This is a genomic window from Peribacillus sp. NPDC096540, assembly GCF_050278525.1.
In the GTDB taxonomy this organism is placed as follows: domain Bacteria; phylum Bacillota; class Bacilli; order Bacillales; family DSM-1321; genus Peribacillus.
Genome location: NZ_JBNNTG010000002.1, coordinates 279,756 through 301,850 on the forward strand (window position 1 = coordinate 279,756; position 22,095 = coordinate 301,850).

Annotated in this window: 22 protein-coding genes and 2 pseudogenes; 15 read left to right on the forward strand and 9 right to left on the reverse strand. The window is 38.5% G+C overall.

Annotated elements, in window-relative coordinates; genetic code table 11:
* The first annotated feature begins 47 nt into the window (after positions 1–47).
* Entirely contained in the window at positions 48–1,091 is a 1,044-nt protein-coding gene (locus tag ACQKMR_RS03395) for a YkvI family membrane protein (RefSeq protein ID WP_427696020.1), read from the forward strand.
* A gap of 56 nt (positions 1,092–1,147) precedes the next feature.
* On the opposite strand, the gene ACQKMR_RS03400 is transcribed toward ACQKMR_RS03395, so the two are convergent.
* Both ACQKMR_RS03400 and ACQKMR_RS03405 read right to left on the reverse strand, forming a co-directional pair.
* Positions 1,148–1,774: a hypothetical protein gene (locus ACQKMR_RS03400; RefSeq protein ID WP_427696021.1), complete on the reverse strand. Its 627-nt coding sequence runs from the start codon at positions 1,772–1,774 to the stop codon at positions 1,148–1,150.
* A gap of 204 nt (positions 1,775–1,978) precedes the next feature.
* Positions 1,979–2,155: a YkvS family protein gene (locus ACQKMR_RS03405; RefSeq protein ID WP_064505160.1), complete on the reverse strand. Its 177-nt coding sequence runs from the start codon at positions 2,153–2,155 to the stop codon at positions 1,979–1,981.
* 459 nt (positions 2,156–2,614) lie between these two features.
* On the opposite strand from ACQKMR_RS03405, the gene ACQKMR_RS03410 reads away from it, so the two are divergent.
* Positions 2,615–2,809, forward strand: coding sequence for a hypothetical protein (locus ACQKMR_RS03410; protein WP_416116716.1), 195 nt, complete (start codon positions 2,615–2,617; stop codon positions 2,807–2,809).
* Between the two features lie 51 nt (positions 2,810–2,860).
* On the opposite strand, the gene ACQKMR_RS03415 is transcribed toward ACQKMR_RS03410, so the two are convergent.
* Positions 2,861–3,352 carry a sigma-70 family RNA polymerase sigma factor gene (locus tag ACQKMR_RS03415; RefSeq protein ID WP_427696022.1) on the reverse strand — a complete coding sequence of 164 codons (492 nt, stop codon included), beginning with the start codon at positions 3,350–3,352 and terminating at the stop codon, positions 2,861–2,863.
* A 403-nt stretch (positions 3,353–3,755) separates the two neighbouring features.
* On the reverse strand, positions 3,756–4,583 hold the full coding sequence (locus ACQKMR_RS03420; protein WP_427696023.1) for a thermonuclease family protein: 828 nt from the start codon (positions 4,581–4,583) through the stop codon (positions 3,756–3,758).
* A 184-nt stretch (positions 4,584–4,767) separates the two neighbouring features.
* Between ACQKMR_RS03420 and ACQKMR_RS03425 the strand changes: the two genes are divergently transcribed.
* The 7 genes from ACQKMR_RS03425 to ACQKMR_RS03455 all read left to right on the forward strand — a co-directional run bounded on the left by ACQKMR_RS03425 (position 4,768) and on the right by ACQKMR_RS03455 (position 10,830).
* Positions 4,768–5,397: an ABC transporter ATP-binding protein gene (locus ACQKMR_RS03425; protein WP_427696024.1), complete on the forward strand. Its 630-nt coding sequence runs from the start codon at positions 4,768–4,770 to the stop codon at positions 5,395–5,397.
* Entirely contained in the window at positions 5,397–6,182 is a 786-nt protein-coding gene (locus ACQKMR_RS03430; RefSeq protein ID WP_427696025.1) for an ABC transporter permease, read from the forward strand. Before ACQKMR_RS03425 ends, ACQKMR_RS03430 begins: the two co-directional genes overlap by 1 nt.
* Before the next feature lie 214 nt (positions 6,183–6,396).
* Positions 6,397–6,663, forward strand: a complete 267-nt coding sequence (locus ACQKMR_RS03435) for a phosphocarrier protein HPr (protein WP_061462235.1) — start codon at positions 6,397–6,399, stop codon at positions 6,661–6,663.
* Entirely contained in the window at positions 6,663–8,381 is a 1,719-nt protein-coding gene (gene ptsP / locus ACQKMR_RS03440; protein WP_427696026.1) for a phosphoenolpyruvate--protein phosphotransferase, read from the forward strand. Before ACQKMR_RS03435 ends, ptsP begins: the two co-directional genes overlap by 1 nt.
* A 320-nt stretch (positions 8,382–8,701) precedes the next feature.
* Positions 8,702–9,487: an SDR family oxidoreductase gene (locus tag ACQKMR_RS03445; protein ID WP_427696027.1), complete on the forward strand. Its 786-nt coding sequence runs from the start codon at positions 8,702–8,704 to the stop codon at positions 9,485–9,487.
* Positions 9,488–9,530: 43 nt separating this feature from the next.
* Positions 9,531–10,397, forward strand: coding sequence for an NAD(P)-dependent oxidoreductase (locus ACQKMR_RS03450; protein WP_427696091.1), 867 nt, complete (start codon positions 9,531–9,533; stop codon positions 10,395–10,397).
* A 67-nt stretch (positions 10,398–10,464) separates the two neighbouring features.
* Positions 10,465–10,830: a hypothetical protein gene (locus ACQKMR_RS03455; RefSeq protein ID WP_053345139.1), complete on the forward strand. Its 366-nt coding sequence runs from the start codon at positions 10,465–10,467 to the stop codon at positions 10,828–10,830.
* A gap of 100 nt (positions 10,831–10,930) precedes the next feature.
* Here the strand turns inward: ACQKMR_RS03455 and ACQKMR_RS03460 are convergent, their stop codons facing one another.
* The gene (locus ACQKMR_RS03460) at positions 10,931–12,082 is read right to left on the reverse strand and encodes an aminotransferase A (RefSeq protein WP_427696028.1); all 1,152 of its coding nucleotides are present in this window, start codon (positions 12,080–12,082) and stop codon (positions 10,931–10,933) included.
* 158 nt (positions 12,083–12,240) lie between these two features.
* Here ACQKMR_RS03460 and corA point away from each other — a divergent pair, with 158 nt between their 5' ends.
* Positions 12,241–13,215 carry a magnesium/cobalt transporter CorA gene (corA, locus tag ACQKMR_RS03465; protein WP_427696029.1) on the forward strand — a complete coding sequence of 325 codons (975 nt, stop codon included), beginning with the start codon at positions 12,241–12,243 and terminating at the stop codon, positions 13,213–13,215.
* 106 nt (positions 13,216–13,321) lie between these two features.
* The gene (locus ACQKMR_RS03470; RefSeq protein WP_427696030.1) at positions 13,322–13,828 is read left to right on the forward strand and encodes an RDD family protein; all 507 of its coding nucleotides are present in this window, start codon (positions 13,322–13,324) and stop codon (positions 13,826–13,828) included.
* A 144-nt stretch (positions 13,829–13,972) separates the two neighbouring features.
* On the opposite strand, the pseudogene ACQKMR_RS03475 reads toward ACQKMR_RS03470, so the two are convergent.
* Positions 13,973–15,331, reverse strand: a pseudogene (locus ACQKMR_RS03475) (IS1182 family transposase).
* A 497-nt stretch (positions 15,332–15,828) separates the two neighbouring features.
* Here ACQKMR_RS03475 and ACQKMR_RS03480 point away from each other — a divergent pair.
* On the forward strand, positions 15,829–16,734 hold the full coding sequence (locus ACQKMR_RS03480; protein ID WP_427696031.1) for a chemotaxis protein: 906 nt from the start codon (positions 15,829–15,831) through the stop codon (positions 16,732–16,734).
* Positions 16,735–16,796: 62 nt separating this feature from the next.
* Here ACQKMR_RS03480 and ACQKMR_RS03485 read toward each other — a convergent pair whose 3' ends face one another.
* Entirely contained in the window at positions 16,797–17,303 is a 507-nt protein-coding gene (locus ACQKMR_RS03485) for a YkyB family protein (RefSeq protein WP_427696032.1), read from the reverse strand.
* A gap of 412 nt (positions 17,304–17,715) precedes the next feature.
* A pseudogene (locus ACQKMR_RS03490) lies at positions 17,716–17,952 on the reverse strand (hypothetical protein); the annotation flags it as partial.
* Positions 17,953–18,115: 163 nt separating this feature from the next.
* On the opposite strand from ACQKMR_RS03490, the gene ACQKMR_RS03495 reads away from it, so the two are divergent.
* Both ACQKMR_RS03495 and crcB read left to right on the forward strand, forming a co-directional pair.
* The gene (locus ACQKMR_RS03495) at positions 18,116–18,496 is read left to right on the forward strand and encodes a fluoride efflux transporter FluC (RefSeq protein WP_427696033.1); all 381 of its coding nucleotides are present in this window, start codon (positions 18,116–18,118) and stop codon (positions 18,494–18,496) included.
* Positions 18,493–18,855 (forward strand): fluoride efflux transporter CrcB, encoded by a 363-nt coding sequence (gene crcB, locus ACQKMR_RS03500; protein ID WP_427696034.1) that lies wholly within the window; start codon positions 18,493–18,495, stop codon positions 18,853–18,855. The genes ACQKMR_RS03495 and crcB overlap by 4 nt, the downstream gene beginning before the upstream one ends.
* Before the next feature lie 176 nt (positions 18,856–19,031).
* Here crcB and ACQKMR_RS03505 read toward each other — a convergent pair whose 3' ends face one another.
* Positions 19,032–19,892, reverse strand: a complete 861-nt coding sequence (locus ACQKMR_RS03505; protein WP_427696035.1) for a metallophosphoesterase — start codon at positions 19,890–19,892, stop codon at positions 19,032–19,034.
* A gap of 158 nt (positions 19,893–20,050) precedes the next feature.
* Here ACQKMR_RS03505 and ACQKMR_RS03510 point away from each other — a divergent pair, with 158 nt between their 5' ends.
* Positions 20,051–21,907, forward strand: coding sequence for an SLC13 family permease (locus ACQKMR_RS03510; protein WP_427696036.1), 1,857 nt, complete (start codon positions 20,051–20,053; stop codon positions 21,905–21,907).
* Positions 21,908–22,095: the final 188 nt, after the last annotated feature.

Genomic DNA, 22,095 nt, shown 5'->3' on the forward strand with positions numbered 1-22,095 from the left:
CTTAAATGCCTCCACCTGACATATAAATGTAGGGAGGAGGGGAAAGTATGCTGTCAAGGTGGTCAGGGATTTTTCAGATTGCAGCAGTTTATGTGGGTACTGTCGTAGGAGCTGGTTTTGCAACTGGAAGAGAGATTGTCGAGTTTTTTACCCGCTATGGCATTTATGGATTTATCGGGATTTTAATAGCAGGTTATATTTTTATTTTTACCGGAACTAAGATCATGCTTATTTCTGCAAGGATCAGAGCTGCTTCTTATGAAGAGTTCAATCAATTTTTATTCGGGAAGAAGTTAGCAGGAATTATCAATATCTTTTTCCTTATCATGCTGTTAGGTGTGACGGCCGTTATGATTTCGGGCTCAGGAGCCGTTTTCGAGGAACAACTTGGCGTTCACAAAAGTGTGGGAAGCTGGTCTACGGTCATTTTGGCATCATTAGTTCTGATGATGGGTATGCGCGGCGTTTTTACAGTCAATTCTTTTGTTGTTCCAATCATGATCTGTTTTAGTTTGATTCTCTTTTTTTCTACTTTGGGGAATGGTGATTTTTTGTCTTTTCTTACGCAAGTTCCTGATGAGGGGATTTCCTTGAAAGTGATTTTCTCCCCATTTGCATATACAGCCTTTAACCTGGCTTTAGCGCAGGCCGTACTAGTTCCAGTTGCATATGAAGTCCGCGACGAAAAGGTAATTAAGCACGGGGCCATCCTTGGTGGTATCTTTCTCACAATAATCTTACTAACAGGGCATTTTTCACTTATGACACTTCCTGATGTAACTAGCTATGAAATTCCCTCGGCGGTTATTATGAGAACTGCGGCCGGGCAGTTATATTGGATGTTTATTTTGGTGATTTACGGGGAAATCTTCACTTCGGTCATTGGGAATATTTATGGACTACAAAGGCAAATTAGCAGCTATGTTAAAGTACCAAGCATGCTAATCATAGCTGTTATTTTTTTAATAGCTTTGATCATCAGTGAATACGGATATGGAAGGCTATTAGGATATATCTATCCGGTCTTTGGATACATAAGCCTGCTTTTTTTAATGCTGGTCTGGAAAAGCAAGGCAGGGAAGGAGAAATGAAAAATGGAGGGAAAAGAAGGTATGGGCTTTCCCCTCCGGCTGGAGTAAATGAATTATTATTTTTTCATCAGCGTTTTAGCCATCTCTAGAAAGGCATCTCGGTAATCTTGATTCTTTTTCGTGAACATTGTTAAGCGGACAGGGGCTTTTTCATCTTTGAGTAAAATGGATGTAACCACATCATCCCCGCTTACGACTTCATATCCTGACCCGTTATCAACGTCAAGTGCTGGATCTTCAATTTTTTCTGAAAGACTTTTCAGTTGGGTTTGGACATTTTCTTCCACTTCATCCCACTTGACATCACCCGTTAATAATTCAATTCTCATAAAAATAGAGTCATCTTTAGTCAGGAATACTATATCTTTACCTGGTTCCTCAGCACTTAACTTATATTGCTGCAGAACATAGAGGCTGAATGGTTGATTATCACTATTTTTTAAGAAAGCTGTTTCTTCTTTAGCCTCCCCATTACTTGTATATTGCAGGTTTTTCTCCATTAGTCTTACTTTGTTGTTATGGCCGGAACTGCTATCATTGTCATTAAAAGCACCGCCTTTGTTCTCTTCCTTCACTGAATCTTCCTGTGGCTCAGCAGTCTTGTCATCTGTGGTTGTCCCACAGCCAGTCAGCAGAATTGCAGCCATTGTGGCACCACCTAAAAAACGTGTCCAATTATTCATCTTTTTTCCTCAACTTTCTGGATTGTTTTCTTATATGTGTTAAATGATTTCATGCCTTCCAAAGGTCTGGTGATAATTCGACTTTTATGAATTGACGGTATGAAATAAAAAAAGTTACAAAAAATAACAGATTTGAACGAATTATTAATTACCAAAAGTGAAAACGGAATGGTTTTAGAAACCATTCCGTTTGAGTACATTATATTACCCTATGATTTTATAGTTCTTATGATTGACAACGGTTTTCTGTTCAAGTTCTAAATCACGGTAATTTTCCATATACGTGACGTCCACGATTACTGAGTTCTCGTTCACTTTCTCGACGATTCCTTTTAAGCCTTCTCTAAATTCAATGATATTTCCGACTTCCGCTTTCTTCATGGTAATCATCCTTTCCCATTTCATTTTCAATGATCAAAAAGTAACTATGGAGTAATTGGATTATTCGAACATCTTGCCGTTTAGATTTTGACCTGGGGAGTGCAATCAAGAGAATTAGATATCTCTTCGGTCGGCAGAGCAGTAGGGTACCTTAAAAAAAAGTAAAAATTCTTTTAATGTAGCAGTAGTAATGATGTGGCATATTTTGGAATCTCGAATGTGCGCAGCTATGCCAATTTGTATGTAACTAGATGGTACTTAAAATGCCAATCATTTTACATTATGATATTTTACTATACAGTTTGCACTATTTTGGGGGATTCGTAAAGAATAATGTAGTAAAGTAAGGCACAAAAAAATTCTGATTTAAATATTGAGTTAAGCTTATGGTAAAATAGAAACGGAATTTCTCCTGTCTGATTATTATAGAAACGATTAAAAATTAAGGTGGATATTAGTATGAATGCTCAAGAAGCGAAAGATGTACTTGATAAGTTGGCAAACCGTGAAATGGACGAATTCAGGATTAAAAAGGAAGACTTTTTAGGTTTTCGTGAAGTGCTTGTGAAAAGAGAGGACTTTAAACATTTTCGAGGAAATGCCCAGCATAACGGTGAAATAATTTATACTTATTTAGAAGAAGCGAGAAGTTAAGGGAATGGACATTAGGGGTGGCTCATTATGATGAACCACCCCTTTTCCTATTTACAAGGTAAAATCCGTTTTTTTTCTCAGTTTTAGGAGGGCTGATTTGCGCCATGATTTGACTGCTGCAGTGGTTACCTGATACATATCAGCAATTTCGGATAGGGTTTTGTTACCAATAAATGTCTGAATGAGCCATCGTTGCTGGTTTAGTGTCAAGGTTTCCGTATAGATTAAGATATTTTCTAAAAAGAAAGCCTCCTCGTGCATGGCAAAAGGGTCTTTAACTTCAAGGATAGCGGAATCAAAGGGCATGATGTGTGTTTCATATTTATGATGACGCTTTAGTTCGTTAATGATCCTGCCTTTTATTACGGTGTCAGCAAAGTTCGAGAATTTTCCGTTTTCTTCATTGAACTTCTCATATGACTCCCATAAGGCGATCAAACCAACTTGAAAAAAATCATCCTTATTTTTATAGATGGAGAGAGATCGGATAATATGATGAATCATCGGGGTGAATTCATTCGTTACTGCTGAGAAATTTTCCATTAGGCTACACCTTTGGAAAAGTGCACTTTACATGTATTCCCGGGTGCTTTTACCTTAAGTAATTCTCTCAGCAATAGCGAAATAGCATAATGTTAAAATGGATGAAATAAAAGCTGAGTTTTGTGACATTTAATGGTAATTTAATTAATTAAAAAGTGGAATTTAGCAGTATTGAAAGGATTTTTTGTCTGTTCGAGATGGTCAAATAAAAAAACACATCCAAATGTTTGGATGTGTTAAATAAATACAAATTCATTTTTTCGATAGGTTTTTAAATCTGGATAATGATTTTTCATCTGAGGATGTTCTTTTCTTTTTCCAGATAATTTACCCTAGCAGTTTAATGTTATCACTTGTTTTTGATGCGAGATGTAGCAAAAATAATTCAATGTGATGTATTTTGTTAACGCTGTGATTTACGGAATCCAGCATTTAGAGCGTCTTGTTCGGTACAAAAAAGTTCTTCTGGTTTAGTTATTTCGTAATATTGGCCAGTGGGAATGTGATAGATTTTATCTCCCTTTGAATTTATATTACCTTTAATTTCGGGTTTACTGCAAGATGAATTTTTAGCGTTTTTTTTCTCTGTTACTACATCAGTCTTCGAATTATCAAATCCTTTTGAGGTTGCATAGTTTTCAATCGACCAGATGCCTATTTCTTCTTTTTGGGCTTTTTTCTGAATCTCCTCTAATTCATCAATATATTTTGTGTTCGGGGCATAGACATAGGCGACACGGGCTAGTCCTTTTTCAAGCAAGAGTTTATTCACCATTTTTCCATCCACATAAAAATAGGCCAGAAGGCGCCCATACTTATCTCTTTCACCAATGCCTGTTTCTACTTCCACTTCCGAACCTGCAGGCATTAACTCTTTGGTGAACTTGCTTGCTTCTGGTCCAAAAGGCTGGACCGGTTTGGAGGGATGCACGGTTTCTGGTGTATCTATTAAAAGTAGCCTGACCGTTTCTTCATTTCCATTTGACATTTTAATTTTTACTGTATCTCCGTCCACTACCTTGACAATCTCGGCCGTGAACGTCTTGCCTTTTTCTTCATTAGAAGAATCGCTACTGGATTTTGTGTCTTGATTGGACGTCGAATCCTCTTGTTTGGATGATTCATTAATTAGGTTATCTGAAACCTCCTGGCAACCAGTTAAAGTTATCATGCAGATGGCAATCAGGAGAAGCGCATGCAGATAAGAATGAAAAAAGGTATTTCTTTTCATTATAAAGCCTCCAGTTCAAAGATATTTTCCATGTAGTCATGGATATGTGGGCAGGAATAATACTAACCTATTAAAATCGGAAAGAAAATGAAAACTCATCAAATTTTTACATACTTTACTATTCACTATGATGATTGTTTCTTATAATAAAATTGTGGAGTATGAAAGGTAGGCGCGAAAAAGTATGTTTAGGCTTGAAAAGATTAGATATAAAGGGATTTTAAATATTGATAGTCTGAAAATTTCAGCAAATGTGGTTACTTGTTTGGCTGGAGAAAGTGGAGCAGGAAAAACTTCACTGCTTCGATTATTGAACAGAATGAATGAACCGGACAGCGGCTCGGTCTTTTATCAAGATCAGCTGCTAGATAACCTTAATCCTATAGAGCACCGTCGGAAAGTCACGATGCTTTCTCAGACACCATTCATTTTACCCGGCACGATTGAAGAAAATCTTCAATTGGGCCTAGAATTGACAGAAAGAGAAAAGAAAACGAAGGCAGAGTTCATGAAAGCCCTTGATACGGTTCTACTGCAGAAGTCTTTATCCGATGATGCGGAGGTTCTGTCCGGTGGTGAGAAACAAAGGCTGGCTCTGGCAAGATTACTATTGTTAAAACCCGAAGTTTATTTACTGGATGAGCCTACAGCTGCGCTAGATGAGGAAACAGAATTGAAGGTCATGAGCAGATTTATAGCAGAAGTGAAGCGGGAAAAGGGAACGGTCATCATGATTACTCATTCCAAACAACTTGCGGACTTTTGTGCTGAAAAGATGATCATTCTGAAAAAGACGAAGGAGGGGGACTATTAATGGAAAGTAAAGGGATAATAGATATTGAGTTCTGGCGGCTATGTGCGGCCTATATATTTGTTGTGCTGCTGCTTATTATCGTGAAGTGGCGCGGCATTTCGAGGGAAAAGCAAATCATACTCGCTACGGTTCGGATGACAGTCCAACTCATTCTCGCGGGTTATGTATTGACGTATATATTTGAATATCCTAACCCATTACTTTCTATAGGGTTTTTATGTGCAATGTCCCTGTTCTCAATACATAATATTTTTAAGCAAATATCATTTACGCTTAATAAGAAAATCAAACGAATGGTTGTTCTAAGTATGCTAACAGGGCCCATGGCCGCTTTGTTTTATTTTAATGTTGTCGTCATTCATTTCACGCCATGGTATGAGCCGCGTTATTTTATCCCAATTGCTGGAATGATTGTCGGGAATGCGATGACTGGAGTTACGTTAGCGTTAAAAAACCTGCATGACGGGATTACCAGTGATCGTGAAAAGGTAGAAGCAATGTTGATGCTCGGAGCCACTCCAGCAAAAGCGGTCAAAAAATATGTCGATGCAGCATTTGACTCAGCCGTGCTTCCCACTCTGAACAATATGCTCGGGATGGGAATTATTTTCCTACCAGGAATGATGACAGGGCAAATCCTGTCGGGGATAAGCCCTCTCATCGCAATTGAATACCAGATTGCCATACTTATCGGGATTCTCGGGAGTGTTTCATTAACAGTTGTCCTTTTCATTATGCTGAGTTTCAGAGCGTTTTTTACCAAAAATGCACAGATGTCCATTTAATCATTGAAGAATCTGAAAAGTAATAGTTGCAGTTCTAACTATATTTTTGTACTATTTTTTAGGTACCAGATAGTTTTGGTTTGTTTGTTGGGAATGATAATGCTATTCTGATAAGGAAAAGGGCATTTCTTTTTTCATTTCTTTCCTGATTGGATAGAGAAAACCCCTTACATAACCTATTTTTGTTAATTTATCTTAAAGGAGATTGATTTATATGGTAGAAAAAACATTTACAGTAACTGCAGAAACAGGAATTCATGCTCGTCCGGCTACATTGCTTGTACAAGCTGCAGGAAAATTTGATTCAGAAATAAACCTTTCTTATAAAGAGAAAAAAGTGAACCTTAAGTCCATTATGGGTGTAATGTCACTAGGTATTGGCAAAGGGGCAGAGATTACGATTTCTGCTGAAGGAAGCGATGAAAATGATGCACTGAACACACTTGCTGAAACATTGAACAGAGAAGGATTAGCAGAATAATGTCCACTTTGATAAGTGGAATAGCAGCTTCAAACGGAATAGCCATCGCTAAAGCCTATCGACTAATTGAACCAGAATTATCAGTTGAAAAAAGAAGCATAGAAGATGTTGGGGCGGAAATATCCCGTTTTAAGGAAGCTATTCAAAAATCAACAGTTGAATTAGAGATAATCAGGGATAAAGCTGAAAAGGACTTAGGGGCAGATAAAGCCGCTATTTTTGACGCACACCTACTTGTTTTGGCTGATCCGGAACTTATAACTCCAATTCAGGATAAAATACAATCAGAAAACGTCAACGCTGAGTTCTCCTTAAATGAAACCGCAAGCATGTTCATTACGATGTTTGAACAAATGGATAATGAATACATGAAGGAACGTGCAGCGGATATCCGTGACGTCACCAAACGGGTGTTGTCACATCTTTTAGGTGTTCATATTCCAAATCCAAGCATGATTGCTGAAGAAGTGATCATCATTGCGGAGGATTTGACTCCATCTGATACAGCACAGTTGAATCCAGCTTACGTCAAAGGATTTACGACTGATATCGGTGGACGTACATCCCATTCAGCCATAATGGCGCGTTCATTGGAAATTCCAGCAGTCGTTGGAGCAAAGTCAGTAACCTCGTCCATTGAAAATGGTGACTTGGTCATTATTGACGGGTTAAAGGGTGAAGTGCACATCAACCCTACTCCTGAACTCGTGAAACGCTACGAAGAGGAACATGAAGCCTATGCTTTGCAAAAGGCTGAGTGGGCGAAACTGGTCCATGAACAAACGGTTACACAAGATGGTCATCATGTGGAATTGGCTGCCAATATTGGTACGCCGAAAGATCTAGAGGGCGTTCATCAAAATGGCGGTGAAGGCATCGGGTTATACCGTACGGAATTTCTTTATATGGGAAGAAATGACTTTCCAAGTGAAGAAGAACAGTTCGAGGCATACAAAGCGGTGCTGGAAGGAATGTCAGGAAAGCCTGTAGTAGTCAGAACGCTTGACATAGGCGGAGACAAGGAGTTGCCGTATTTAGAGCTTCCTAAGGAAATGAATCCTTTCCTTGGATACCGTGCGATTCGCCTCTGCTTAAATGAGCAGGAGATTTTCCGGACACAGCTCCGTGCCCTGCTTCGTGCAAGCATCTACGGAGATTTGAAAATCATGTTCCCAATGATTGCGACACTTGCCGAATTCCGCGAAGCTAAAGCCGTCTTGGCTGAAGTTAGACAGGAATTGCTTGATAATGGTGTTCAAGTTGCTGAAAAAATTGAAGTCGGAATTATGGTTGAAATTCCATCAACTGCAGTGATGGCTGATATATTTGCTAAGGAAGTCGATTTCTTCAGCATAGGCACTAATGACTTGATTCAGTATACGATGGCTGCTGACCGAATGAATGAGAGAGTATCTTATTTATACCAACCATATAATCCAGCTATTCTTCGCCTGGTTAAAATGGTTATAGATGCAGCTCATAAAGAAGGGAAATGGGCCGGAATGTGCGGTGAGATGGCTGGAGACGAAGTAGCTATTCCAATTTTAATCGGCATGGGTCTCGATGAATTTTCCATGAGTGCTACTTCCATTCTAAAATCACGTTCCTTGATTAGCCAACTTTCCCTTGAAGAGATGAAAAAACTGTCTCAGGATGTTTTGGTAATGGATACAAATGATAAAGTGAAAGAAACGGTACTTAAAGCAGTAAATATATAATCATAAAAGTCAGCACTTCATTCACAGAGAAATCCTCGGATGAAGTGCTGTAAAGTTTTACATTACTTTTTTTGAAAAAATGTTTATTGAAACAATTTGTGGGTATATAAAAGCAAGCACAGTTGTTTAGCTCGATTAGAGCAACTGACATTCTCATTTCCCCCTTTGATGCCGGTTGGGCTTTCCAACCGGCCATTTTTTTTGTGTTAAGAGAATTTCAAAAAAACCATTAAAAAATGATTATTCGGATTTTTCACTTTTCAAATGAAACGATATAATGAAATTATATTTAAATTTTTTATGAAAATGGGGGATTTAAGATGGACTTACATTTGCAAAAGAAAAATGCTTTGATTTTGGCATCAAGCCAAGGATTGGGGAAGGCGATAGCGGCAGAACTTGTTAAAGAAGGAGCCAATGTCATGCTTGCCAGCCGTGATGAAAAAAAACTTGCGGTTGTGCAAAGAGAATTATCGCAGCTTGGGGCAGGCAAAGTGGCTTATATGGTAACGGATATAACAAAACCTGAAGATATTAAATCCTTAGTTGAGCAAACTGCAGTAGAGTTTGGTGGTATCGATATCCTTATTAATAACGCTGGAGGTCCTCCAGGGGGTGCATTTTCTGATTTCAATGATGATGAATGGCAACAATCTTTCGAACTGAATTTACTGAGTTTTATTCGGACGATTCGAGAAAGCCTGCCACATCTAAAAAAACAAGGTGGTAAAATTGTTAATATTGCTTCTTCGTCTATTAAGGAGCCGATTCCAGGACTTGTATTATCGAATACATTCCGGACTGCAATTGTTGGATTATCAAAAACGTTAGCTACTGAGTTAGCTCCAGACCAGATATTAATCAATACGGTTGGTCCAGGTAGAATCGCAACAGACCGCATTCAGCATCTTGATCAATTTAATGCAGAGAAACAGGGGGTCACTACTGAAGAAATTACTGAAAAATCGATAAATAAAATCCCTCTTGGCCGTTATGGGGAACCTGAGGAATTTGCGAGATTCGTTACTTTCCTTGTCTCAGGGGCTAATACATACTTAACCGGCCAGTCCTATTTAGTTGATGGAGGCATGGTAAAGTCTATTTAAGTAAATAAAAAAAATAGAATTGAGGAGATTGGTCTTGACGAAAATGAACACAGTAATCGGATTTATTGGTATAGGAGTAATGGGCAAAAGCATGGCCGGAAATTTACTTAAGGCAGGATATGAGGTATATGTCTATACAAGGACGAAAGAAAAGGCAAGCGATCTAATCTCTCAGGGGGCAAAATGGGCAACAACACCTAAGGAAATCGCACAGCAAACTAACTTAATTATCTCCATGGTTGGATACCCAAGCGATGTCGAAGAAATATATCTTGGTGAACATGGGCTTATCGAGAATGGAAAAATGGGTACCTATTTAATAGATATGACAACCTCCACGCCTTCTTTGGCTGTAAGAATAGCTGAAGAAGCGAAGAAAAAAGGCATGGAGGCACTTGATGCCCCTGTTTCTGGAGGGGATATTGGTGCACGGGATGCGAAACTTACAATTATGGTCGGCGGAGACTTTAAGGCCTTCGAAGCTATTCAGCCAATTTTTGATATCATTGGCAGTAATGTTGTCTATCAAGGTCCAGCGGGATCGGGACAGCACACGAAAATGTGCAATCAAATCGCGATTGCATCTAATATGATCGGGGTTACTGAAGCAATCTCTTATGCCAAAAAGGCCGGTTTGGATCCAGATAGCGTTCTGCTGAGCATATCATCGGGGGCTGCCGGAAGCTGGTCACTGTCCAATCTTGTACCACGAATGGTCAGAGGTGATTTTGAACCTGGTTTTTATATCAAGCATTTTATTAAAGATATGAAAATTGCACTTGATGAAGCGGAAAGAATGGGAATGGATGCTCCTGGATTAACCTTGAGCAAATCCTTATATGAGGACCTTGCAGAAGCGGGCGAGGAAAATAGCGGTACTCAGGCTTTATATAAACACTATAATAAATAAAGTGCTACCTTCTCTTTCTTTTGAATAAGCTGTAAGCGAGAGCCTTTACAAAAAGGAGCGATCGTTTATGGGCGAATTCGATGACATTAATATGAAATTTCAAGAATTAGAAGATGGCCGATACATTGTCCGGATTGAAGGTTTTAAACGCGAAAAAACAATTAATCAAACAAAGCCCATTCGATGGGAGTTAAAATTAATGAATGAAAGTCCACTAATTCTGCCGGTGAAATTTAGCCATATTGAAACAAATGCCGGTTTCCAGATTCTGATGCGTGAGTTAAAAAGTTTAGGTCACTCGAAGCCGCGATCCGCAAAAGAATTTGAAGAAGTGATGGCAGATTTACTTGGATCGATTGTTGAGGTGAGCCTTACGACAACGAATAAAGAAGAAGGTTATCGAGAAATTCGGTTTTTACGGAGATTATATTAACCAATAAAAAGTTTTGTGGAGAATCATTGGTAGCATGAAAATCTTTAAGAATAGGAAAGTGGCCTTCAATAGTTTAATCAATTGAAGGCCACTTTTTTGTTCAATTATTCTTAAGTAAAAAAGCTTCGATACGGTCTAAAGCCATTTTCAAAGTTTCCATGGAATACGCATATGAAATCCTAAAGTACCCTTCACCTAGTGAAGAAAAAGCATCACCGGGGACTACAGCCACTTTTTCCTGTTTGACAAGTTTGAGGCAGAATTCAAGTGAAGAAGTGAAACCTTCAGGCAACTTCACAAAGAAGTAAAAGGCACCATTGGGTTTGACTATTTCTAAATTCATTGCTTGTAAGCGGTCGTATACGTATTCTCTTCTCAGGGCATACTCGGACTTCATGGGGAGGGCATCATCCTTGCCTGCTGTTAAAGCAGCCAAAGCAGCTCTTTGAGAAATGGAAGAGGCACAGGTCACATTATATTGATGGACCTTTAGAATATGCTGAGAGATAGCTACAGACGCAAACAGAAGGCCAATTCTCCAACCTGTCATCGAATGAGACTTGGATAAACCGTTTAAGACGATGGTTTGGTCCTTTAAGTAAGTGGCAATCGATACATGTTTTTGATCAAATACAAGCTCGCTGTATATTTCATCCGCCAAAATGAAGATATCTTTGCCCCGTACCAGCTCGGCGATGTCCTGTAATTCGTTAGCAGACAATGTGACTCCAGTTGGATTTGAAGGGTACGGCAGAACGATGCAACGTGTATTTTCAGTTATGTATTGTTCAAGGATATCTGCAGTCAAACGAAAGCCATTCTTGGTTGTATCCGCATAAATAGGGGCGGCTCCACACATTTTGATAATCGGTTCGTAGCCTGGATATACAGGACCAGGGAGTATCACTTCATTCCCAGGTGTGAGAATAGTTCGGAATGTAATGTCGATACCCTCGCTTGCACCTGAAGTTACTATGACTTCATTCGCTGGATCATAGGTAAGCTGGTATTTATCTTTTACATATTCAGATGCGGCTTCCCTTAATTCCAAATATCCGGCATTATGAGTATAAACAGTATAATCACTATCGATAGCTTGTTTGGCCGCTTCTTTAATATGCAGCGGGGTTGGAAAATCTGGCTGTCCTATCGTTAAGGAAATGGTTCCTTCGATATCAGCGACCATATTGTAAAATTTACGGATTCCTGATATTTGAACTTCTTTTACTAGAGGGTTTACTAAATGCTCCATCTATGAATATCCTCCCTTTTATACTTTATGAGATAATGTACTATGTTTGACGGATTCACTCTATTTTATCATTTAGTTTGGATGGGGGAGAAATACTTTTTGAGATTAATGAAATAAAGGTATAATGAGAATTAAGAAAATTTTGAGGGTTGATACATATGATAAGGACTTGCGCTATAACTTCAGATCAAGAAGTCAATTTTGATTTGCAGCTAGTAGAAATGAATAATCCGGATATTGAGTGGTATTGGGTAGATTTTTCAAATCCTACAGAAAAGGAAATTGAACTTTTATCGAGTCATTTTCACTTTCATCCGCTAGCTATCGAGGACTGTCTGGATGACTTTAACCAGCGTCCTAAAATGGATTTTTATGAGGAGTACCAATTTATTGTTATAGATGCTCTGAGGCAGCAGGACTTTAGGGCTGTCGAACTTGATATGTTTGTGGGCGAAAAATGGTTAATCACATTTCATAAGGAGGAACTGCTGGAACTTGAGACGGTATGGCAGGAAATCCATCAAAATAACATGATAAAGCAGGGTCCATTTTTCCTGATGCATAGACTGATTGATCGGATCGTCGATGAATTTTTTCTGCCTGTTTATAAAATGGAAAGCGAATTAGGTAGTATCGAGGATAATACGGAAAATGAAACCATTACAGACTTGATGGATCAGCTATTTGATTTACGTACGGATATGTCGAAACTTCGCCGAACTATTCTACCCATGCGTGATTTACTGTACAGGATGATTTCGTCCGAGCGGCTTAATTATTTAAAAGATCAGCATCTGTATTTTAATGATGTTTACGATCACCTACTTAAATTAACCGAGATGTTGGAATCATACCGGGATTTTTCATCTGATATTCGGGATAGCTATTTGTCTGTCAACTCTAATAATATGAATTCGACGATGATGACTTTGACTGTCATTACTACCATTTTCATGCCGTTGACTTTCATAGTAGGTGTGTATGGGATGAACTTTCAATATATGCCCGAATTAAATTGGCACTATGGCTATTTCCTGATCCTCGGAATGATGGGAGGGATTGCGCTGATGATGTTTTTATACTTTGTTAAAAAAGGTTGGTTGAATCCTAGGAAAAGATCTAGAAAGAGCTAATAACATTCAACTATTCAGCTTTTCTGAAATCTGTATTAATTTGATATTTTATTTTGATATAATTAAAAAGAATGAAATACCAAATTTATGAATATGAGGTGTTTGAATGGAAGTTGGGGTTGTTGAAAGCCAAGTGGAAAGAGGAGAGTATGCTGGATTCTGGTTGCGCTTTGGCGCGAATATTATTGATGGTATTATAATCGGGATCCCTACCGGAATCATATCGGTTTTTGTAAGTATTTTTTGGAGTGGAGCGATGATGGATTTACAGGAATCGACAATCGATCCTAACTACGAGGCATCATTGAGTGATATATTCGTTTTCATGGCCGGGGCCATTATCATTCTATTTTTATCTCTATTTATAAGCTTTCTTTACTATACTTTATTACATTCCTCGAAATGGCAAGGCAGTGTCGGAAAAATACTCCTGAATATTAAAGTGACGGATTTAAATGGAGAAAGAATTGGGTTTGGAAGAGCTACAGGGCGTTATTTTGCGACGATCATATCAGGGATGATCTTTTATATCGGTTATATCATGGCAGGGTTTACATCGAAAAAACAGGCACTTCACGATATGATTGCAGGAACAGTAGTAGTCAAAAAATGATCATGTGAAAAAGGGGACTCTGATATGAGTCCCCTCAGTTTGTAGACAAAAGGGGTTCGGAATTAAAACATTCCGAACCCCTTTTGAAATTTCCTTTGAATTTTGCTCAATATTAAGGAATTGGGTCTCTACGAGCCCACTATGTTAGGCCATTTTTGGACCTTGCCATGTCCAATTGGCCATCTTCTTTACATTCATGGCACCGAAAGTGAGCATCGCCTGCATCGACAATTTTTTAAGTCCCCTTAAAGTAGTCCAACGCATGCCATGCTTTTCTTTTGCATCTGCGAAAACACGCTCAATCATTTCTTTACGTTTCGCATAGATAGGTTTTACATCTGGATGATGACGCAGATGATCTGCTTCTTCCATATAATCTTGCCAAATATGATGTGTCACTACTTTTTGATGGTCTTTACTTTCGGTACACTTTGATAAAAATGGACATGTCACACAAATGTGTTTTGGTGATTTGTACTCGCGATAGCCCTCTTTATTCGTTGTTGAGTACTTTAAAATCTCGCCCGATGGGCAAAGGTAACAATCAAAATGTTCATCGTAAACATAGTCATGTTTGCGGAAGAATCCTTCTTTTGTTCGAGGACGTGTATACGGTAAAGCGTGTTATTTTATTACCAAATAAATAGCTTGTAATCGCCGGTGTTTTATAAGCTGCATCTGCGGCAACAGCTTCTGGTTTCCTGAATTTTTCAATTACTTGCCCAACAAGTGACTCTAAGATGTGACTATCATGCGTATTCCCAGGTGTTACAATTGTCCCCAGTACAAAACCGTTGCGGTCGGCAGCCGTATGAAATGAATAGTCAAACTGTTTTGTTCGTTCATCTTTGACATAGTAGCCACTCTCACGGTCAGTTGTACTTTGTTTAATTTCTTTGGTTTCTTCCTTATTATTAAGTTTATCTGGTGGAAAAGGTTTTTTATTATGGTTTTCACGGTCTTGATTTATTTCTTCTTGAAGTCGTCCTTGATACGCACGTGTTTCCTTCCGAACGATTTTCTTTTCAAATTTCCGCTTATTCGCACTGGCTTTCACATGTGTGGAATCGACAAATACGTGTTCTGCACTTATTAACTTTCTATCAGCAGCTGTCATTAAGATGCGATAGAAAATCTGTTCAAATAAGTCTGTATCTTTAAAGCGTCGCTCATAATTTTTCCCGAACGTTGAAAAATGAGGCACTTTATCATGAAAACCATAGCCTAAGAACCAACGGTAAGCCATATTTGTTTCAACTTCTTCAATCGTTTTACGCATTGAACGAATACCTAATGTATATTGAATGAATGTCAGTTTAACTAAAATAGCTGGATCAATACTTGGGCGTCCTACCTCTGAATACATATCTTTCACCAAGTCATATATGAATGAGAAGTCAATGGCGGCCTCCATATTACGAACCAAATGGTTCGCTGGACCAGTTGATCCAAAGTAATCATTTCAAGCTGATCTCGCTGAATAGAATCATGTTTAGAAAGCATCCTCATCACCTCAAGTTTTAATAGTTCCATTTTAAAACAAAAAATACTGTAGGCAAAAGAGGTTCTATCTAAATTTTATAACAAAGTTGATTGGAGCGGAAGGTGCGAGACTCCTGCGGGAAAAGCGCGTCTAGGGGAGACCCCGCAGGCGCAAGCCGAGGAGGCTCCCGGACCGCCCGCGGAAAGCGAGTGCCCTACGTTCCAATCAACGTTCAAATTGTACAAGCCATAAAAAAACTGTAGGCAAACTTGATTTTCATCGAGTTTGTCTACAGTCTGAGGGGACTCTGATATGAGTCCCCTTTTTTTGTTTAATCTCTTCTAGATTTTATTTTTCTTCCCATTGCACTAAACAAAAGAAGGATGTAGCCGAATTATTAGGTATGAGTGAATTCATTAATAATATCATCTTAGGCCTATTTGACCGAAATTTTTTTTCTTTTAGGTAACGGTATATTAGACATATATGAAGCGTAAGGGAAGGGCGAGATAAAGCAATGGAAGCAAATAAAGGGATTTTACTAGAAAGTGGAACGAATGAGCTAGAGATTGTTGAATTCGGCATCGGAAAGAATAAATTTGGCATTAATGTAATTAAGGTAAAGGAAATCATTAATCCTGTACATATCACACTTGTTCCTCATTCGCATCCAAATGTTGAAGGAATCATTGAGCTTCGAGGGGAGGTACTGCCGGTTGTAAATGTAGCGGATGCCCTAGGATTTCCCGCATCGGAAACACCAGAGCAAGATAAATTCATAGTCACTGAATTCAATCAGCAAAAAGTGGTGTTCCATGTCCATACGGTGACACAGATACACCGTATCTCTTGGACTCAAATCGAAAAGCCTTCGGATATGTATCAGGGATTGGAAAGTCAGATTATCGGGGTAATAAAATTAAACAGCGAAATGATTTTGTTACTTGATTTTGAAAAAGTAGTGGTTGAAATTAATCCGGATTCAGGAATCAGCGTCCAGCAGGTTAAAAAGCTAGGTAACCGGCAAAATTCAGAAAAGAGAATACTTATTGCAGAGGATTCTCCGTTACTGAGAAAACTACTGTTTGATACATTGACAGAAGCGGGGTTTAAACACCTAGTGTTTTATGAAAATGGGCTAGATGCTTTAAATTATTTAGAGAGTTTGATCGAATCGGGAAAGCAGGTTGTTGAAGAAGTGCAATTGGTGATTACCGATATTGAGATGCCTCAAATGGACGGTCATCATCTAACTAAAAGAATCAAGGAAAATAGCGAACTTACTGTATTACCAGTCATTATTTTCTCCTCATTGATTACGGAAAGCCTGCGCCATAAAGGGCAAGTCGTCAGGGCTGACGCACAAATCAGCAAACCTGAAATCGCTGCTCTAATAGATTTGATAGACAAATTTGCTTTATAGCATTGGGAAACGGGCCGAGGATGTATAACTCTCGGCCCGTTTTATTATCCAATTATTAACCCTTAATACTTGGAACCTTTTCCTAAAAAAGAGGAGGGGAATGGATTATGAAATGGCTGCTTGACCGGGGCCCGTCCGTAATGCCTTTTCTCAGTATTGGTTGAGTTCGGCTGCTTTTCACTTGCTTGTCCAACGTAAGATTGTAAGATTTGCTTTGCCTTGGATAATGACAAGGCGGCTTTAGGGTTCCGTATGGATGCTGCCCGGCTACCGAGGTGGGGTAGATTTTTCAAATCGTCCTTAGTAGGAGGTAGGTGAAAAACATATGATCCGCATTCGACAATTACGTCGGATTGTTGTGCGGCAAAGCGAGGGTTATCAGAGAAATGAAGTCCAATCTTCTTCGCTTTTCCTTCTTGCATTAGCTTGTTTAATGCAAGCCGTTTTAAATTATATAAATTTTTAGGCTCCAATGCAGCCTTCGCATGCTTATTTACAATAAACACGGCCTGGGCAAGGGAGTTAATCGAAAACTCATCCATTTCAGAATGTCCTTTCGTTTGGTTCATTATAGAAACTCCTTTTCTTCATAAGGTGAGAAGGAAAGAAACATGTTTCCTTCAATAATTTCCTGTTTTTATAGTAATAATAAATAGAGACGGCGTGCCTAAGAGCCTGATTATAATATGAAATAAATGCATTTACATCCTAGAGTATGACAATCCATTCCCAACACTTTACCATCTATGCATTTCATATTATACCACTTCAAAATATATAAGGAAGTAAAATTCGATTCACACTAATCATTCACTAAGAATGATGACTAGAGAAACATGTGTACAACTAGATGGAAAAGAAAAAAGAAGGCGTTTCATGACGCCTTCTGTGCAATCGTTAATGAGTATATATATTAATATTTTCAGACACTCCAGCCTGTGCTTGTGCCTGTGCGCCAAATTGTTGCGGATAGCCCTGAAAACCTTGATAAGCAGGATAAACAGGATAAGGAGGATAAGCGGGCGGATAGGGAGGGGGATATGGCGGGTAATATGGACGGTTGTTGAATAGCAAGGGACCTATTGCTAATCCTGCAACAAAAGCAACAGGAGCTAATAAAGGAAAGAAAGGAAAGAAACGTTCGTCATTCCAATGTTCAGGTCCGTATTCATTTCCGTATTCATTCGCGTATGCATTTCGGTATTCATTCTGTAGCATTATAGTTTGTGGATACGGGTAGTAAGGAAAATACTGTGTTTGCATAAATAGCCTCCTTTTCTCAAATTCTTTACATAGTATGGTTTTTTTTCAGAAAAGAGCCTGTATCATCTTAATCTGTTATAATGAATCTACTTGTGAGGAAAAATTTGAGGTGATTACAATGTTACGGTTTAAAAGTGTTTTGGCCGTAGGTTTTGGAGGAGCAGTTGGAGCGTTGCTACGTTATTTAATTATCGTAACAACTGCCCATTCCTTTTTCCCATTTGGGACCCTCTTAATTAATATAGTAGGAAGCTTTATACTTGGATTGATAAACGGCCATTGTGCCACAAAGAAAAATTCGCTTGTTTTTTTAGCCTTGGGCAGTGGGCTTTGTGGTGGATTCACCACGATGTCCACATTTTCACAGGAAATAGTGAATCTTTTGCAGATATCCTTGATTTATACAGGAATGTATCTGGGAGCCACGGTTTTATTTGGTTTAATTGCCGGTTTTCTCGGACTGAGCTTTTTTGAAAGACGAAGAGGTGAGACCGTTTGATTCAGGTTCTTTCAGTTTTTATCGGAGGTTTTTTTGGTGCTGCCTCGAGGTATGTATTACAGATTATTTTTAATAAGCTATTGCCAATAGGCTCGATCCCTATTAGTATTTTACTGATAAATCTTATAGGCTCTTTTGGTTTAGGAATCATCTTTCCAAATAAAGATGGCTGGACTTTATCGTTGCAAGCTTTTCTTACAATTGGTTTTTTAGGAGCATTTACGACATTTTCCACATTCAGTATGGAAACGCTCGAACTTATGAGAAAACACCGTTACATAGAAAGTCTGATCTATGTAACAGTGTCGGTTTTAGGGTGTATTGGTACTTTCCTTTGTGGCTATTTAATTATGATATAACCTTTTATTTTGTTTATATCATGTCTTTAGGTAAAAAAATCCTAGTTTTTCAATTATTCTTCTAATGCTATAATTCAAAAGGATACATTAAAAATAATTAAGAGTAACCAGTTGTTTTCTTCGCACAGGTTTAGTTAATAAGTCTGGCGACTTTCCCCTGTGTTCTTTTCATCTCACTATTCTGCCTGAAATTCATAAATTGTTAACTCAGGACGTGAAAGAAAACGATACGGAAGTCGAGTTGTGCCAAGCCCTCTATTAACATGCAACGTTAACGAATCAATTTCATACGTGCCTTCACGATACTTTTCTGCATATGGGGGAGTGACAAGGGCTCCTGCAAAAGGAATTTGTACTTGACCGCCATGACTGTGACCGCTTATTTGATATTTGATATTGTACTTACTTGACGTGTCAGCAAGGTCAGGAGCGTGCGAAAGCATAATGATGAACACTTCTTCTGGAATTCCTGAAAGGGCTTTTTCAAAATCTGGTTGTCCAAGCATCGCATCATCTACCCCGGCTATGTAAATTTCTTCAGCCGTTAGTAATGAAATCTTAGTAGAGGTATTTTGCAACATGGTAAAATGGGATTTTTTCATGATATCTCTGTATATCTCAGAGCCATACCCCCCATGATCATGGTTACCGTAGATGCAGAACTTTCCAAGAGGCGCTTTGAGCTGATTTAAAACAGGCGGGATTTTCTGTTGAGCACTGTATTTATTAGGCTCGTCCATTAAATCTCCGGTAAATAAAATAACATCCGGATCTAATTGGTTTATCTTATTGACAATTGCTTGTAAATCATTAAGCTGAAATTGGAAGCCTAAATGAGTGTCACTGAATTGAATCATTTTCATACCATGAAAACCTTTTGGGATAAGAGGGTGGCTGATAATGTTATGCTTGATTTCTAACCATTTTGGTTCCACATTGTGGGCATAGTACCCTCCGCCAATACTTAATCCGGTTACGGTAGCCAAAGTGCGAAGGCCTTTTTTTAAGAATGTTCTTCTGGAAATGGATTCACTCAAATTAATCAACCTATCTAATTTTAAAATGTTACTTCCTCATATTAACAAACAATATACATAAAATGAAGAAAATATCTTCTATACGCATATGAAAAACATGTAAACTGGAGTTTAAGAATATCCGGTTTTAAATTGAACATCTATACGGAGGTAACATGATGATCGAACCAATGTTTATTACACTGATTATACTTCTATGCGCAATTGCGCTTTTTATACAAGGGAAATTTCGCGCGGATTTAATTGCACTTGGTGCACTTGCAATATTGGGATTACTGGGAATACTTACTTTGGACGAACTTATAGCTGGCTTTGCAAATCAAGTCGTAATAATGCTTGCGGGATTATTTATCGTAGGGGCTGGTCTGTTAAATACAGGAATTGTAGAGAAAGCGGGAAATAAGCTATTAGGCTTCTGTGGAGGAAGCGAATGGAAATCGCTGTTAATTGTCATGGTGACGGCAGGAATTTTAAGTGCGTTTTTAAGTGGCGCAGGTATTGTTTCCATTTTTCTCCCACTCGTAATGAGTATGGCTTTACAACAAAAAACAAGCCCAACAAGGTATTTATTGCCACTTGCCTATGCATGCAGTATCGGTGGGCTGTTAACACTGACTGGAACACCTTCCAATATGATTGTAGCTGATGTATTAAAGCAAAATGGTATAGAAATTTTATCATTCTTTGATTTTACACCAATAGGCTTAATCGCTTTTGCATCGGGTCTATTCTTTATGTTAACACTTGGCCGTCTGTTACTGCCGGAAAAAACAATTGCAGCCAACAATAGTGTAAAGGGGTTGTCTGCAGGGGAACTTGCTGGTATGTACAAAGTGTATGACCGTTTGCATTATCTGCACATACCTGCTACTTCCGATATTGTTGGAGAAAGGTTGTCCGACCTACAGCTTCCTATTCAGTATGAATTGACTTTGATTGAGATTCAGCGGAAACCAAAAGAAAAGCAATTGCCGCTGTTGCAAAAACAACTAACGATATCGGCCAGAGCGGATGAAGTACTTCATCCTGATGATATTATTTTGGTGTTTGGAGAAGAAGAAAGTGTTGAGAGATTGGCGCTTAATTATGAACTAGAGTTTAAACACTTTAATACTGAACAAATAAAAAAACATTTTCTGAGCAGTAGATTTGGATTGACTGAAATTTTGATTGTTCCGAATTCGGATTATGAGAATCAGACACTAATTGACGTTCATTTTCGTGAAAAATATCAATGTAATGTATTGGCAATTAATCGGAATGGTGAATATATTCAAGCGGATGTTGGTACTGAACGGCTAAAACCAGGTGATGCAATTCTGATACACGGAGAATGGGAAAACATTGAGAGGATCTCCTCGGATTTACAGGATGTTATTGTTATAGGCAGCACCTCAGAAGATGGATTAACTGTCGAATCTAAGGCAAAAACATGGATTGCTTTATTCATTACTGCACTAATGGTTATTCTTTTGTCAATAGAGTCTATTCCTGCTGTTCTATCGGTATTGACTGCTGCTTTGTTGATGGTTGTCACCGGCTGTGTCCGTTCCATGGAAGATGCCTATCAAAAGATAAATTGGGAGCCTGTTCTATTAATTGCAGCTATGTTCGGAATAACAGCTGCATTGGACAATACTGGTGGCGTGAGAATGATAAGTGATTGGCTGGCAGTGCTATTCAGTAATATCGGTGCACATGGTGTATTAGCTGTTTTTTATCTCCTGACTCTGATTTTGAGCCAGTTTATCCCGTATGGAGCAGCGACAGTGATCATGGCACCTATTGCTTTAACGTCCGCAGTGAATCAAGGAATTGATCCTGTTCCTGTGTTTCTATGCCTTGCTGTTGCAGGCAGTCTGTCGTTATCCACTCCAAGGGTTGCTACGACGAATGCCCTTGTTATGACAGCAGGCGATTATAAGTATAAGGACTTTATTCTGATTGGGATTTCAATACAAGTCTTTATTGGTGTTATTATGGTCATCACGATTCCATGGTTTTTCCCGTTTTAATGCAAAAGGCATTGTTCTGTTAATGGACAATGCCTTTTTTCATTGGAAACATTTTTTATATGAAAAATGTTTGGATGAGGAAAATATTACTAAAATAAAATGGAGTTATTGGGTAGGAACTAAAAATTATTTATTATCAATACTAGAAACTAATGGTATAATTTTTGCATATTGGTGTTTCGTAATTA

What these genes read in the sequence shown, in the direction of transcription:
- ACQKMR_RS03395 (WP_427696020.1), top strand. Translation starts at nt 48, where the DNA reads ATGCTGTCAAGGTGGTCAGGGATTTTTCAGATTGCAGCAGTTTATGTG.
- ACQKMR_RS03400 (WP_427696021.1), bottom strand. Translation starts at nt 1,774, where the DNA reads ATGAATAATTGGACACGTTTTTTAGGTGGTGCCACAATGGCTGCAATT.
- ACQKMR_RS03405 (WP_064505160.1), bottom strand. Translation starts at nt 2,155, where the DNA reads ATGAAGAAAGCGGAAGTCGGAAATATCATTGAATTTAGAGAAGGCTTA.
- ACQKMR_RS03410 (WP_416116716.1), top strand. Translation starts at nt 2,615, where the DNA reads ATGAATGCTCAAGAAGCGAAAGATGTACTTGATAAGTTGGCAAACCGT.
- ACQKMR_RS03415 (WP_427696022.1), bottom strand. Translation starts at nt 3,352, where the DNA reads ATGGAAAATTTCTCAGCAGTAACGAATGAATTCACCCCGATGATTCAT.
- ACQKMR_RS03420 (WP_427696023.1), bottom strand. Translation starts at nt 4,583, where the DNA reads ATGAAAAGAAATACCTTTTTTCATTCTTATCTGCATGCGCTTCTCCTG.
- ACQKMR_RS03425 (WP_427696024.1), top strand. Translation starts at nt 4,768, where the DNA reads ATGTTTAGGCTTGAAAAGATTAGATATAAAGGGATTTTAAATATTGAT.
- ACQKMR_RS03430 (WP_427696025.1), top strand. Translation starts at nt 5,397, where the DNA reads ATGGAAAGTAAAGGGATAATAGATATTGAGTTCTGGCGGCTATGTGCG.
- ACQKMR_RS03435 (WP_061462235.1), top strand. Translation starts at nt 6,397, where the DNA reads ATGGTAGAAAAAACATTTACAGTAACTGCAGAAACAGGAATTCATGCT.
- ptsP (WP_427696026.1), top strand. Translation starts at nt 6,663, where the DNA reads ATGTCCACTTTGATAAGTGGAATAGCAGCTTCAAACGGAATAGCCATC.
- ACQKMR_RS03445 (WP_427696027.1), top strand. Translation starts at nt 8,702, where the DNA reads ATGGACTTACATTTGCAAAAGAAAAATGCTTTGATTTTGGCATCAAGC.
- ACQKMR_RS03450 (WP_427696091.1), top strand. Translation starts at nt 9,531, where the DNA reads ATGAACACAGTAATCGGATTTATTGGTATAGGAGTAATGGGCAAAAGC.
- ACQKMR_RS03455 (WP_053345139.1), top strand. Translation starts at nt 10,465, where the DNA reads ATGGGCGAATTCGATGACATTAATATGAAATTTCAAGAATTAGAAGAT.
- ACQKMR_RS03460 (WP_427696028.1), bottom strand. Translation starts at nt 12,082, where the DNA reads ATGGAGCATTTAGTAAACCCTCTAGTAAAAGAAGTTCAAATATCAGGA.
- corA (WP_427696029.1), top strand. Translation starts at nt 12,241, where the DNA reads ATGATAAGGACTTGCGCTATAACTTCAGATCAAGAAGTCAATTTTGAT.
- ACQKMR_RS03470 (WP_427696030.1), top strand. Translation starts at nt 13,322, where the DNA reads ATGGAAGTTGGGGTTGTTGAAAGCCAAGTGGAAAGAGGAGAGTATGCT.
- ACQKMR_RS03480 (WP_427696031.1), top strand. Translation starts at nt 15,829, where the DNA reads ATGGAAGCAAATAAAGGGATTTTACTAGAAAGTGGAACGAATGAGCTA.
- ACQKMR_RS03485 (WP_427696032.1), bottom strand. Translation starts at nt 17,303, where the DNA reads ATGAACCAAACGAAAGGACATTCTGAAATGGATGAGTTTTCGATTAAC.
- ACQKMR_RS03495 (WP_427696033.1), top strand. Translation starts at nt 18,116, where the DNA reads ATGTTACGGTTTAAAAGTGTTTTGGCCGTAGGTTTTGGAGGAGCAGTT.
- ACQKMR_RS03510 (WP_427696036.1), top strand. Translation starts at nt 20,051, where the DNA reads ATGATCGAACCAATGTTTATTACACTGATTATACTTCTATGCGCAATT.